The organism is Corallococcus sp. RDP092CA (genome assembly GCF_041903675.1).
Classification (GTDB): Bacteria; Myxococcota; Myxococcia; order Myxococcales; family Myxococcaceae; genus Corallococcus.
This window is the reverse complement of sequence record NZ_JAYESI010000061.1, coordinates 1-15,276: the sequence shown is the minus strand read 5'-3', so window position 1 is coordinate 15,276 and position 15,276 is coordinate 1. Positions and strand designations below refer to the sequence as shown.

The following is a 15,276-nucleotide window of genomic DNA, read 5'->3' as shown; positions in this document are numbered from 1 at the left end:
GTGCAGCACCATCTGCTCGTACAGCGCCGCCGTCAGCCACAGCGCGCTGATTCGCTCCTGCTTCAGCAGCCTGCCCAGCTCCTCCAGCGTCAACCCGTGCGCCGGCGCCACCACCAGCTTCCCCCCGTTCAGCAGCGCTCCCCACACCTCCAGCGTCGACGCGTCGAAGGCCACCGGCGCCACTTGCAGCCACACCTCCTCCCTCCCCATTCGCATGAAGCCGCTTCCCACCACCAGCCTCGTCAGGCCCCGGTGCGGAATGCACACCCCCTTCGGTCGGCCCGTGCTTCCCGACGTGAACATCACGTACGCCAGGTCCTCCCCGCTCACCTCCACCCCAAGCCCCGTCCTCGGCTGACGGGCGACTTCGCTCCACGCCGTGTCCAGCGCCAACGGGCGGCCCGCGCTCGCCGGCAGCTTCTCCACCAGCGCCTGCTGCGTCAGCGTCACTTCAACTCCTGCCTCCTCCAGCATCAGCGCGATTCGCTCCGCCGGGTAGTTGCGCTCCACCGGCACGTACGCTCCACCCGCCTTCAAGACGGCCAGCAGCCCCACCACCAGCTCCAACGAGCGCTCCACGTACACGCCCACCCGCGTGCCTCGCTTCACTCCCTGGCTCCTCAGCTGGTGCGCCAGCTGGTTTGCCTTCTCGTCCAGCTCCCCGTACGTCAGCGACTCTCCGCGCCCCGCGGACTTCAGCGCCACCGCGTCCGGGGTCTTCCTCGCTTGCTCCTCGAAGCGCACGTGCACCGCCACCTCGCGGGAGTACGGCGTGGCCGTCTGGTTCCGGTCCACCACGACCTGCCGGCGCTCGGTCGCGTCGAGCATGGTGAGGCGTGTCACTGGCGTCTCGGGCTGTTGCAGCACGCCCTCCAACAGCACGCGCAGGTGTTCCGCCATCCGGCGCACCGTCGCGGCGTCGAACAGGTCGGCGCTGTACTCCAAGGTTCCGCTCAGTCCCTCCGGGGTCTCCACGAAGAAGACGCTCAGGTCGAACTTCGATGTCCCACCCGAGATCTCCACGGGCTTGAGCGTCATGCCGGGCAGCCGGGCTTCACCGACGGGCACGTTCTGGAGTGCCAGCAGCGTCTGGAAGAGCGGCGTGTGGCTGCGGCTGCGCTCGGGCTGGAGCGCCTCGACCAGCTTCTCGAAGGGCACCTCCTGGTGCTCCTGCGCCTCCAGGACCGTCTCGCGCACCTGCTTGAGCAGCGCCTGGAAGGACTGAGCGCCCTCCACATGCGTCCGCAGCACCAGCGTGTTGACGAAGAAGCCGATGAGGCCCTCCACCTCCGCACGCGTGCGGCCCGCGATGGGCGAACCCACGCTGATGTCGTCCTGACCGCTGTAGCGCGCCAGGAGCACCTGCCAGCCCGCCAGCAGCACCATGTAAAGCGAGGCGCCTTCGCGCTGCGCGAGCCCTCGCAGGCCCTGGGCCAGGGATTGCGGCCAGAGGAAGCCCTGGGTCGCGCCCGCATTCCCGCGCACGGCCGGGCGCGGACGATCCGTGGGCAGCTCCAGCACCGGCGGCGCGCCGGCGAGCTTCTGCTTCCAGTAGTCCACCTCTCGCTGGAGCGTCGCGCCCTGCAACCAGCCGCGCTGCCATGCCGCGTAGTCCGCGTACTGCACCGGCAGCTCCCGCAGCGGCGAGGGCTGTCCCTGCGCGAAGGCCGCGTAGAGCGCGCCGACCTCGCGGACCAACACGCCGAGCGACCAGCCGTCCGACACGATGTGGTGCATCGTGATGACGAGCACATGCTCGCGCGCGCCGAGCTTCAGCAGCTGCGCGCGGAAGAGCGGACCGTGCGCAAGATCGAAGGGCCTGGACACCTCCTGCTCCACGCGCGTCCGGAGCGCTTCGGGGCTCCGCGTCAGGTCATCCACTGCCAGCGTGAAGGCGCTCTCGACCACGGGCCTTTGCGCCGGTTCGGGGTTGGCCGCGACGAACGTCGTCCGCAGGGCCTCGTGACGGCGCACGACCTCACGCAAGGCACGCTCCAGGACCGCCACGTCCAGGTCGCCCTCCAGCCGAACCGCGACAGGCACGTTGTAGAGCGCAGAGCCCGGCTCCAACTGGTCGATGAACCACAGCCGCTGCTGCGCGAACGACAGCGGCAGCGGTGCGTCGCGAGACACAGGCACCAGGGCCGGTGCCTTCGCGCGTCCGGCCTTCTCCAGCCGGCGAGCGAGGGATTCCACCGTGGGGGCTTCAAACAACGCGCGCAGCGGCAACTCCGCGCCTGTCTCCGTGCGCACTCGCGACACCACCTGCGTGGCCAGCAGCGAGTGCCCGCCCAGCGTGAAGAAGTCGTCCTTCACACCTACTCGCGGCACCCGCAGCACCTCCGCCCAGATGGCCGCCAGCTTCGCCTCCCCCTCCGTGCGCGGGGCCACGTACTGGTGCGTGGAGGCCGGGGCTTCCGGCTCCGGCAGCGCCTTGCGCTCCACCTTCCCGTTCGCGTTGAGCGGCAGCGCCTCCAGCACCACCACTGCCCCCGGCACCATGTACTCCGGCACCCGCTGGCGCAGGCTCACCTTCAGGGCGTCGGCATCCAGCGTCGCGCCCGCCTTCGGCACCACGTACGCCACGAGCCTCTTCTCCGCCCCCTCCCCCTTCGCCACCACCACCGCTTCCTTCACCGCCTCCTGCTGCCTCAGCGCGAACTCCACCTCCCCCAGCTCGATGCGGAAGCCCCGCACCTTCACCTGGAAGTCCACCCGCCCCAGGTACTCCAGCACCCCGTCCCCCCGGTACCGCACCCGGTCCCCCGTGCGGTACATCCGGCTGCCTTCGGGGCCGTACACCTCCGGCAGGAACCTCTCCGCCGTCAGCTCCGGCCTCAGCAGGTACCCGCGCGCCTGCCCCTCCCCCGCAAGGAACAACTCCCCCGCCACTCCCACCGGCACCGGTTGCAGGTACCTGTCCAGCACGTACGCCCGCGTGTTGCTGAGCGGACGGCCGATGTTCGGCACCTCCTCCCTCCCCACCAGCGACCATGTCGAGTACGTCGTGTCTTCCGACGGGCCGTACAGGTTGTACAGCTTCCTCACCGTGGGGAGGCCATACACCTGCTTCGCCAGCGCCTCCGGCAAGGCTTCTCCCGCGAGGTTGATGACTTGCACCGACGCAGGCACCGCGTTCATCCTCACCAACTGCGCCATCGCCGACGGCACCGTGTTGATGAGCGTCACCTCCACCTCTGGCTTCTCCTCCGCCAGGTGCAACGCGTTGCGCACCACCACCACGCTGCCTCCCCTCACCAATGGCGCGAAGAGCTCAAAGACGGAGAGGTCGAAGTTGAGCGAAGTCGCCGCCAGCACCGCCTTCGTCTCCTCCTCCGTGAATGTCTCCGTCGCCCACGCCAGGAACGCCGCCGCGTTCCGGTGCGTCACCGCCACTCCCTTCGGCCGCCCCGTGCTCCCAGACGTGTAGATGAGGTACGCCACGTTCTCCGGCCGCACCTCCGACTCCACCGGGCAGCAGGACTCCTCCTCCCACTCCTCCTCTCGGTCCAGGCACACCGCCTGCGCGCTGAAGGCCGGCAGCGACTCCAGCAGGTGCGAGTGCGCCACCAGCGCCGGGCCCTGCGCGTCCTCCAGCAGCCAGCCCAGTCGCTCCTTCGGGTAGCTCGGGTCCAACGGCACGTAGGCGCCGCCCGCCTTGAGAATGCCCAGCGTCCCTACCACCACGTCCGCCGTGCGCTCCACGCACAGCCCCACTCGCGACTCCGGGCCCACCCCCAGCTTGCGCAGCCGCTGCGCCAGCTGGTTCGCCCTCCCCTCCACCTCCCGGTACGTCAGCCGCTGCTTGCCGCTCACCACCGCCACCGCGTTCGGCGTTCGCTTCGCCTGCGCCTCGAAGAGCCGCGGAATCGTCGCGTCCCGCTCGTACTCCCCCTGCGTCTGGTTCCACGTCACCAGCACCTGCTGGCGCTCCGCCTCCGTGAGCAGGGGCAGCCGCCCCACCGCTGCTTCCGGCTTCGCCACCACCCCTTCCAGCAGCACTCTCAGGTGCTCCACCATCCGGCGCACCGTCCCTGCTTCAAACAGGTCCGTGCTGTACTCCACAGCTCCGCTCAACCCCTGCGGCGTCTCCGTGAAGAAGAGGCTCACGTCGAACTTCGACGTGCGTCCTTCGAAGTTCACCGGCTTGAGCACCAGGTTGGGGAGCGGGGACTCCTCGAAGGGCACGTTCTGGAGCGCCATCAACGTCTGGAACAGCGGCGTGTGGCTCAGGCTGCGCTCCGGCTGCAACGCCTCCACCAGCTTCTCGAACGGCACCTCCTGGTGCTCGTACGCGCCCAGCACCGTTCCCCGGACCTGCTTGAGCAGTTCCTGGAACGACTGGTCTCCCTCCACCTGCGCTCGCAGCACCAGCGTGTTGACGAAGAAGCCGATGAGCCCTTCCAGCTCCGAGCGCGTCCTGCCCGCGATGGGCGAGCCCACGCTGATATCCGTCTGCCCCGAATAGCGGGCCATCAGCACCTGCCACCCGGCCAGCAGCACCATGTAGAGCGATGCTCCCTCGCGCTGGGCCAGCGCGCTCAACCGCTGGGACAGCTCTGGCGACAGCATGAACCCCAGCGTCGTGCCGGCGTTGGTGCGCACCGCCGGACGCGGACGGTCCGTGGGCAGCTCCAATACCGGCGGCGCGCCCGTCAGCGCCTGCTTCCAGTAGTCCACCTCGCGCTGGAGCGTCGCCCCCTGCAACCAGTCGCGCTGCCAGGCCGCGTAGTCCGCGTATTGCACGTGCAGCGGCGGCAGCATCCATGCCTGTCCCCGCGCCAGCGCGGTGTAGAGCGTGGCCAGCTCACGGAGCAGGACTCCCACGGACCAGCCGTCGGACACGGCGTGGTGCATCGTGATCACGAGCACGTGGTCGCGCGCGTCCAGGCGCAGCAGCAGCGTCCGCAGGAGCGGGCCCCGCATCAGGTCGAAGGGCTTCGCCATCTCCGCCTGCACCTGCTGTCGGGCCTCTTCCTCCCGCCTGGCCCCGGAACCAGACAGGTCCACGGTGTTCAACGGCACGTCCGCGGACGCGTGGATGCGCTGGACGGGCTGGCCTGACTCCTCCTCGAAGGTCGTGCGCAGGACTTCGTGCCGTTGCACGACCTCCCGCAGCGACTGCTCCAGCGCCGCGACGTCCAGGTCGCCCTCCAGCCGCACCACGGTGGGCACGTTGTAGAGCGAGCTGCCCGGCTCCAGTTGGTCGATGAACCACAACCGCTGCTGCGCGAACGACAGCGGCAGCGACGCCGGACGCGCTCCGGCGCTCAGCACGGGCACGCCGGAGCGCCCCAACTGCGTGAGCCGCTGCGCCAGCGCCTCCACCGTGGGCGCCTCGAACAGCAGGCGCAGCGGCAGCTCTACGCCCAGCGACGCGCGGATGCGTGACACCACCTGCGTCGCCAGCAGGGAGTGGCCACCCAGCGCGAAGAAGTTGTCCTTCACGCCCACGCGCTCCAGGCGCAGCACCTCCGCCCAGACGGCCGCGAGCTTCGCCTCGGTCATGGTGCGCGGTGGCACGTAGGCGTCGCCCACGCGAGCGGCCTCCGGCTCCGGCAACGCCGTGCGGTCCACCTTGCCGTTCGCGTTGAGCGGCAGGGCGTCCAGCACCATCAGCGCCCCAGGCACCATGTACTCCGGCACTCCCTGACGCAGGCCCGCGCGCAGCGTGTCCACCTCCAGCGCGTGGCCTTCTTTCGCCACGACGTAGCCCACCAGCCGCTTGTCGGCGCCGTCGCCCCGCACCAGAACCACGGCCTCGCTCACGCCCGGCTGCCGCGCCAGCGTGGCTTCGACCTCGCCGAGCTCGATGCGGAAGCCGCGCACCTTCACCTGGAAGTCCAGGCGGCCCACGAAGTCCAGCTGACCGTCCGCGCGCCAGCGCACCACGTCGCCCGTGCGATAGAGACGGGCGCCCTCTTCACCCGAGAAGGCGTCGGGCACGAAGCGCTCGGCGGTGAGGCCCGGCCGTCCCCCGTACCCCCGCGCCACGCCCACGCCACCAATGTGCAACTCACCGCGCACGCCCACCGGCACCGGCTGCCCGTGCGGGTCGAGCACGTAGACGCGCACGTTCGCCAGCGGCTTGCCGATGGACGGCACGTCCCCATCCGCCACCATGTCGCCAAACGTCGCGATGACGGTGGCTTCGGTGGGGCCGTAGGTGTTGAGCAGGCGCCGTCCCGGAGCCCAGCGCGCCACGACGTCCGCGGGCAGGGCCTCACCGCCGGAGATGACGGTGCGCACCTTGGGCAGTCCTTCGGAGGACGTGGCCGCCAGCGCCGCGGGGGTGAGGCTGACCACGCTCAGCTCCTGCTCCCGCAGCAGCACGGGCAGCGGCGCGCCCGGCATCAGCTTCTCCAGCGGCGCGAGCACCAGCGTAGCGCCGTTGCAGAGGGTGGTGAAGATCTCCTCCACGGACAGGTCGAAGCTGAGGCTGGCGAACTGAAGCACGCGGCTGCCCGGGCCGATGCCGTAGGCCACCGCCTCGTGGGTGATGAGGTTGGCGACGCTGCGGTGCTCCACCGCCGTGCCCTTGGGCGTCCCCGTGCTGCCCGAGGTGTAGAGCAGGTACGCCAGGTTGGAGGGCGTCACGCCCGTCACGGGGGCCGCCGTCGGCTCCTTCGCCAGCGACTCACGCTCCGAGTCCAGGCAGAGCGCGCGGGCATGGAGGGCCTCCGGGAAGCGGTCCACCAGCGGCTGCTGGGTGACGAGGACCTGGGCCGCGCTGTCCTCCAGCATGAAGGCCAGGCGCTCCCGGGGCAGCAGCGGATCCACCGGCACCCAGGCGCCACCGGCCTTGAGGACGCCGAGGAGGCCGATGACGATGTCGAGGGAGCGCTCGACGCTGAGGGCGACGCGGACCTCCGGGCCTACGCCACGACGGCGCAGCGCATGGGCGAGCTGGTTGGCGCGCGCGTCCAGCTGCGCGTACGTCAGCTGCGTCCCCTCGAAGACCGCGACCACTGCCGCTGGCGTGCGACGGACCTGCGCCTCGAAGAGGGCGTGCAGGCACGCCTCGGGGAGCGGCGCCCGCGTGGCGTTCCAGTCCTCCAGCATTTCGCGGCGCTCGGCGGCGGTCAGCATGGGCAGGCGGGACACCGGCGTGTCCGGTCGCTTCACCGCGCCATCGAGGAGCACGAGCCAATGCGTGACCATCCGCTGGACGGTGACCGCGTCGAACAGCTCCGTGCTGTATTCCAGGACGCCCGTGAGCCCGCGAGGTCCCTCCATGAGGGTCACGCTCAGGTCGAACTTCGCGATGGGGCTCTCCGCGTCCATCGGCTTGAGGGCCAGGTCCGGCAGCCGCAGCTCGCCCATGGGCACGTTCTGCAGGGCCAGCATCGTCTGGAACAGCGGCGTGTGGCTGAGACTGCGCTCCGGTTGCAACGCCTCTACCAACTTCTCGAACGGCACCTCCTGGTGCTCGTATGCGTCGAGCACCGTCTCGCGCACCTGGGCGAGCAGCTCCCGGAAGGACAGGCGGCCCTCCACGTTCGCGCGCAGCACCAGCGTGTTGACGAAGAAGCCGATGAGCCCTTCCAGCTCCGAGCGCGTGCGCCCCGCGATCGGCGAGCCCACGCTGATGTCCGTCTGCCCCGAGTAGCGGGCCATCAGCACCTGCCACCCGGCCAGCAGCACCATGTAGAGCGACGCTCCCTCACGCTGGGCCAGGGCCTTGAGCCCTTCGGTCAGGGACTGGGACAGGGCGAAGGCGTGCGTCGCGCCCGCGATGCCGCGCTCGGGAGGACGCGGACGGTCCGTGGGCAGCTCCAGCACGGGCGGCGCGCCGGAGAGCTTCTGCTTCCAGTAACCGACCTGCCGTGCCAGCACGTCCCCCTGGAGCCAGCCGCGCTGCCATGTGGCGTAGCGCGCGTACTGCACGGACAGCTCCGGCAGGGACGGCGGCTGCCCCGTGGAGAAGGCCGCGTACAGCGCGCCCAGCTCACGCACCAGCACGCCCAGCGACCAGCCGTCCGACACGATGTGGTGCATCGTGACGACGAGGACGTGCTCGCGCTCCGAGAGCGCGAACAGGCGCGCGCGGATCAGCGGCCCGCGGCTCAAGTCGAACGGACGCAGCATCTCCTGTTCGGCCTGCCGACGGGCCTCGTCCGAGCGGTGCTCGGCGTCGACGGTCCGCAGGTCCACCTGCTCCAGCTCCAGTGACAGGGAGGGATGGATGACCTGGACGGCCTGGCCGTCATGCTCCGCGAACGTCGTGCGCAGGACCTCGTGCCGGCGCGCGACCTCTTGAAGGGAGCGCTCCAGGGCACCCACGTCGAGCGCGCCCTCCAGCCGCACGGCGACGGGCACGTTGTACAGCGCCGTACCGGGCTCCAGTTGATCGATGAACCACAGGCGCTGCTGCGCGAAGGACAACGGCGGCAGCACCGCTCCCCCCATGGGCACGTCCGCCAGGATCGCAGCCTGGGCGCGACCGGCCTTCTCCAGCCACAGAGACAGGGCCTCGAGGGTGGGTGCATCGAACAGGACGCGCAGCGGCAGCTCCGCGCCCAGCTCGGTGCGGATCCGCGATGCCACCTGTGTCGCCAGCAGCGAGTGGCCGCCCAGCGCGAAGAAGTCGTCCTGCCGACCCACCTGGGGAACGCGCAGGACGTCCGCCCAGATGGCCGCCAGCTTCGCTTCTGTCTTCGTACGCGGCGCTTCGTACACCCGCTCCGACCGGGCCACGTCAAGCTCCGGCAGGGCCTTGCGGTCCACCTTGCCGTTGGCCGTGAGCGGCAGCGCGTCCAGCACCCCCATCGCCGACGGCACCATGTACTCCGGCAGGTGCCTGCGCAGCTCCTCCTCCACCGCCTTCGGGTCGAGGTCCCTCCCCGGCTTCGCCACCAGGTACGCCACGAGCCGCTTGTCCCCGCCCACCTCGCGCACCACCACCGTCGCTTCCGCGATGCCGTCCTGCCCCAGCAGCGCCGCTTCCACTTCTCCCAGCTCGATTCGGAAGCCTCGCACCTTCACCTGGTCGTCCGTGCGCCCAAGGAACTCCAGCGTGCCGTCTTCCCTCCACCTCGCCTTGTCTCCCGTCCGGTACAGCCGCTCTCCCCCCTTCGCGCTGAAGGCATTCGGCACGAAGCGCTCCGCCGTGAGGTCCGCCCGGTTGAGGTAGCCCCACGCGAGGCCCTCTCCCCCCACGTACAGCTCCCCAGGCATTCCCACTCCCACCACCTCTCCGTGCCCGTCCAACACGTAGGCCGTCGAGTTCCCAATTGGCCTGCCGATGGGCACCGACGACGGCAGCACCGTCTCTCGCCTCAGCGTGTACGTCGCCGAGAAGGTGGTGTTCTCCGTCGGGCCATAGCCATTCACCAGCACCGCCCCCTCCCGCAGCTGCTTCAGGTGCTCACGCACCCGCTGGGCCGGCAGCACGTCGCCCCCCGCGAGCACTTGCGACACACCCGCCAGCGCCTCCACCTGGTGCAGCACCATCTGCTCGTACAGCGCCGCCGTCAGCCACAGCGCGCTGATTCGCTCCTGCTTCAGCAGCCTGCCCAGCTCCTCCAGCGTCAACCCGTGCGCCGGCGCCACCACCAGCTTCCCCCCGCTCAGCAGCGCTCCCCACACCTCCAGCGTCGACGCGTCGAAGGCCACCGGCGCCACTTGCAGCCACACCTCCTCCCTCCCCATTCGCATGAAGCCGCTTCCCACCACCAGCCTCGTCAGGCCCCGGTGCGGAATGCACACCCCCTTCGGTCGGCCCGTGCTTCCCGACGTGAACATCACGTACGCCAGGTCCTCCCCGCTCACCTCCACCCCAAGCCCCGTCCTCGGCTGACGGGCGACTTCGCTCCACGCCGTGTCCAGCGCCAACGGGCGGCCCGCGCTCGCCGGCAGCTTCTCCACCAGCGCCTGCTGCGTCAGCGTCACTTCAACTCCTGCCTCCTCCAGCATCAGCGCGATTCGCTCCGCCGGGTAGTTGCGCTCCACCGGCACGTACGCTCCACCCGCCTTCAAGACGGCCAGCAGCCCCACCACCAGCTCCAACGAGCGCTCCACGTACACGCCCACCCGCGTGCCTCGCTTCACTCCCTGGCTCCTCAGCTGGTGCGCCAGCTGGTTCGCCTTCGCGTCCAGCTCACCGTACGTCAGCGACTCTCCGCGCCCCGCGGACTTCAGCGCCACCGCGTCCGGGGTCCTCCGCGCTTGCTCCTCGAAGCGCACGTGCACCGGATCGGTGCCCGGGTGCTCGCTTCGAGGATGAGGCCACTGCTCCACGAGCTGGCTTCGCTCACCCGCGTCCAGCAGGGGCAGCGCATCGACCCTCGCATCGGGTCTTGTCAGCGCGGCATCGAGCAGCACACGCAGGTGCTCGACCATCCGACGCACCGTCGCGACCTCGAAGAGGTCCGTGCTGTACTCCAGGGTTCCGATCAGTCCCTCCGGTACCTCCACGAAGAAGACGCTCAGGTCGAACTTCGACGTGTTTCCCTCGAGTTCCACAGGCTTGAGCGTCATGCCGGGCAGCCGGGCTTCACCCACGGGCACGTTCTGGAGCGCCAGCAGCGACTGGAAGAGCGGCGTGTGGCTGCGACTGCGCTCCGGATGAAGCGCCTCCACCAGCTTCTCGAAGGGCACCTCCTGGTGCTCGTGCGCCTCCAGGACTGTCTCGCGCACCTGCTTCAACAGGGCCCGGAAGGACGCACCGCCCTCCACATGCGTCCGCAGCACCAGCGTGTTGACGAAGAAGCCGATGAGGCCCTCCACCTCCGCACGCGTGCGGCCCGCGATGGGCGAACCAATGCTGATGTCCTCCTGCCCCGAGTACCTCGACAACAGGACCTGCCAGCCCGCCAGCAACACCATGTAGAGGGAGGCGCCTTCGCGCTGCGCCAGGTCGCGGAGCCCCTGGGCGAACGCCGCCGGCCAGCGGAAGACATGGTAGGCGCCTGCGTTGCCACGCACCGCCGGACGAGGATGATCCGTGGGCAGCTCCAGCACGGGCGCCGCGCCGGCGAGCTTCCGCTTCCAGTAGTCCACCTCCCGCTGGAGCGCGTCCCCCCGCAGCCCCTGCCGCTGCCAGACCGCGTAGTCCGCGTACTGCACCGGCAGCTCCGGCAGCGGCGACGGGCGTCCTTCCGCGAACGCCGCGTAGAGCGCGCTCACTTCGCGCATGAGCACTCCGACGGACCAGCCGTCGGACACGATGTGGTGCATCGTGACGACGAGCACGTGGTGCTGCGCGTCCAACCTCAACAACAGCGCCCGGAACAACGGCCCTCGCCGCAGGTCGAACGGCGTCAGGAGCTCCTGGGCAAGCCGCTGCCGCGCCTGTGCCTCCCGCTCCCGCGCATCCACACCAGGCACCTCCTCCTGCTCCAGATGCAGGCTGGCGTCCGGCTGGATGACCTGGATGGGCTGGCCGTTCACTTCCATGAAGGTCGTCCGCAACGCCTCATGGCGCCGCACCACTTCGCGCAACGCTCGCTCCAGGACGTCTTGGTGCAGCGTGCCTTCCAGCCGAACCGCGACTGGCACGTTGTAGAGCGCAGAGCCCGGCTCCAACTGGTCGATGAACCACAGCCGCTGCTGCGCGAACGACAGCGGTCCGGTGGCGTCGCCCCGCTCCAACCTCATCGCCGTGATGTTCGCGCGTCCGGCCGTCTCCAGCCGGCGAGCGAGGGCTTCCACCGTGGGCGCTTCAAACAACGCGCGCAGCGGCAACTCCGCGCCTGTCTCCGCGCGCACTCGCGACACCACCTGCGTGGCCAGCAGCGAGTGACCGCCCAGCGCGAAGAAGTTGTCCTTCGCGCCCACCCGCGGCACCCGCAGCACCTCCGCCCAGATGGCCGCCAGCTTCGCCTCCCCCTCCGTGCGCGGGGCCACGTACTGGTGCGTGGAGGCCGGCGCCTCCGGCTCCGGCAGCCCCTTGCGCTCCACCTTCCCGTTCGCGTTGAGCGGCAGCGACTCCAGCACCACCACTGCCCCCGGCACCATGTACTCCGGCACCCGCTGGCGCAGGCTCACCTTCAACGCCTCCGCTTCCAGCGTCGCGCCCGCCTTCGGCACCACGTACGCCACGAGCCTCTTCTCCGCCCCCTCCCCCTTCGCCACCACCACCGCTTCCTTCACCGCCTCCTGCTGCCTCAGCGCGGACTCCACCTCCCCCAACTCGATGCGGAAGCCCCGCACCTTCACCTGGAAGTCCACCCGCCCCAGGTACTCCAGCACCCCGTCCCCCCGGTACCGCACCCGGTCTCCCGTGCGGTACATCCGGCTGCCTTCGGGGCCGTACACCTCCGGCAGGAACCTCTCCGCCGTCAGCTCCGGCCTCAGCAGGTACCCGCGCGCCTGCCCCTCCCCCGCAAGGAACAACTCCCCCGCCACTCCCACCGGCACCGGTTGCAGGTACCTGTCCAGCACGTACGCCCGCGTGTTGCTGAGCGGACGGCCGATGTTCGGCACCTCCTCCCTCCCCACCAGCGACCATGTCGAGTACGTCGTGTCTTCCGACGGGCCGTACAGGTTGTACAGCTTCCTCACCGTGGGGAGGCCATACACCTGCTTCGCCAGCGCCTCCGGCAAGGCTTCTCCCGCGAGGTTGACGACTTGCACCGACGCAGGCACCGCGTTCATCCTCACCAACTGCGCCATCGCCGACGGCACCGTGTTGATGAGCGTCACCTCCACCTCTGGCTTCTCCTCCGCCAGGTGCAACGCGTTGCGCACCACCACCACGCTGCCGCCCCTCACCAATGGCGCGAAGAGCTCGAAGACGGAGAGGTCGAAGTTCAGGCTCGTCGCCGCCAGCACCGCCTTCGTCTCCTCCTCCGTGAATGTCTCCGTCGCCCACGCCAGGAACGCCGCCGCGTTCCGGTGTGTCACCGCCACTCCCTTCGGCCGCCCCGTGCTCCCAGACGTGTAGATGAGGTACGCCACGTTCTCCGGCCGCACCTCCGACTCCACCGGGCAGCAGGACTCCTCCTCCCACTCCTCCTCTCGGTCCAGGCACACCGCCTGCGCGCTGAAGGCCGGCAGCGACTCCAGCAGGTGCGAGTGCGCCACCAGCGCCGGGCCCTGCGCGTCCTCCAGCAGCCAGCCCAGTCGCTCCTTCGGGTAGCTCGGGTCCAACGGCACGTAGGCGCCGCCCGCCTTGAGAATGCCCAGCGTCCCCACCACCACGTCCGCCGTGCGCTCCACGCACAGCCCCACTCGCGACTCCGGGCCCACTCCCAGCTTGCGCAGCCGCTGCGCCAACTGGTTCGCCCTCCCCTCCACCTCCCGGTACGTCAGCCGCTGCTTGCCGCTCACCACCGCCACCGCATTCGGCGTGCGCTTCGCCTGTGCCTCGAAGAGCCGTGGAATCGTCGCGTCCCGCTCGTACTCCCCCTGCGTCTGGTTCCACGTCACCAGCACCTGCTGGCGCTCCGCCTCCGTGAGCAGGGGCAGCCGCCCCACCGCTGCTTCCGGCTTCGCCACCACCCCTTCCAGCAGCACTCTCAGGTGCTCCACCATCCGGCGCACCGTCCCTGCTTCAAACAGGTCCGTGCTGTACTCCACAGCTCCGCTCAACCCCTGCTGCGTCTCCGTGAAGAAGAGGCTCACGTCGAACTTCGACGTGCGTCCTTCGAAGTTCACCGGCTTCAGGGTCAGACCCGGAAGCGCCATTTCACCGATGGGCACGTTCTGGAGCGCCATCAACGTCTGGAACAGCGGCGTGTGGCTCAGGCTGCGCTCCGGCTGCAACGCCTCCACCAGCTTCTCGAACGGCACCTCCTGGTGCTCGTATGCGTCCAGCACCGTTCCCCGGACCTGCTTGAGCAGTTCCTGGAAGGACTGCTCTCCCTCCACCTGCGCTCGCAGCACCAGCGTGTTGACGAAGAAGCCGATGAGCCCTTCCAGCTCCGAGCGCGTCCTGCCCGCGATGGGCGAGCCCACGCTGATGTCTGTCTGCCCCGAGTAGCGGGCCATCAATACCTGCCACCCGGCCAGCAACACCATGTAGAGCGAGGCGCCCTCACGCTGGGCCAGGGCTCGCAGCGACTGCTCGAACTCCCGCGGCCAGAGGAACCCATGCACGGCGCCCCTGTTGCCGCGCACCGCTGGACGTGGACGGTCCGTGGGCAGCTCCAGCACCGGCGGCGCTCCCGCGAGCGCATGCTTCCAGTGTTCCACCTCGCGCCGCAACACCTCGCCCTGCAAGGTCTGCTGCTGCCACACCGCGTAGTCCGCGTACTGCACCGGCAGCTCCGGCAGCGGCGACGGCTTGCCTTCAGAGAAGGCGGCGTACAGCGCGCTCACCTCGCGCACGAGCACGCCCAGCGACCAGCCGTCCGACACGATGTGATGCATCGTGATCGCCAGCACGTGCTCCTGCACGCCCAGCTTCACCAGCATGGCTCGAGCGAGGGGCCCCTTTCGCAGGTCGAACGGCTTCAACGCCTCCTGCTCGATCCGACGGCGGGTCTCTACCCCCCTCTGGGACGGTTCCAGGTCCCGGAGGTCCACCACCTCCAGCGGTAGCTCCGGCTCCCCATGGATGACCTGGATGGCCTGCTCGGCGTCCTGGTCGAACGTCGTCCGCAAGGCCTCGTGGCGGCGCGAGATTTCTCGCAGGACCTGCTCGAGTACCTCCGCACGCAGGCTGCCCTCCAACCGCACCACCACGGGCACGTTGTAGAGCGCCGTGCCCGGCTCCAGTTGCTCAATGAACCACAGCCGCTGCTGCGCGAAGGACAGCGGACGCGGCCCGGCTCCCTGCACCCGCACCAGGGCCTTCGCTTCTGAACGGGTGGCCTCCTCCACTCGGCGGGCGAACGCCTCCAGCGTCGAAGCACCGAACAACGTGCGCAGCGGCAGCTCCACGCCCAGGTCCGTGCGGAGGCGCGACACCACCCGCGTCGCCAGCAGCGAGTGGCCCCCCAGCGCGAAGAAGTCGTCCTGCCGGCCCACACGGGGGACTCGCAGAAGTTCGGCCCAGATGGCCGACAACTCAAGCTCGGTCGCCGTGCGAGGCGCTTCGTACCGCGACTCCGACCGAGGCGCCTCCAGGGCGCCGAGCGCCTTGCGGTCCACCTTGCCGTTGGCCGTGAGCGGCAGCGCGTCCAGCACCCCCATCGCCGACGGCACCATGTACTCCGGCAGGTGCTTGCGCAGCTCCTCCTCCACCGCCTTCGGGTCGAGGTCCTTCCCCGGCTTCGCCACCAGGTACGCCACGAGCCGCTTGTCCCCGCCCACCTCGCGCACCACCACCGTCGCTTCCGCGATGCCGTCCTGCCCCAGCAGCGCCGCTTCCACTTCTCCCAGCTCGATTCG

The 15,276-nt window shown here is 69.9% G+C and carries 1 protein-coding gene; it reads right to left on the bottom strand.

What is annotated here, in order from left to right:
• The coding region (locus U8525_RS33775; RefSeq protein ID WP_374270860.1) for a non-ribosomal peptide synthase/polyketide synthase at positions 1-15,276 on the bottom strand (15,276 nt) is incomplete at both ends.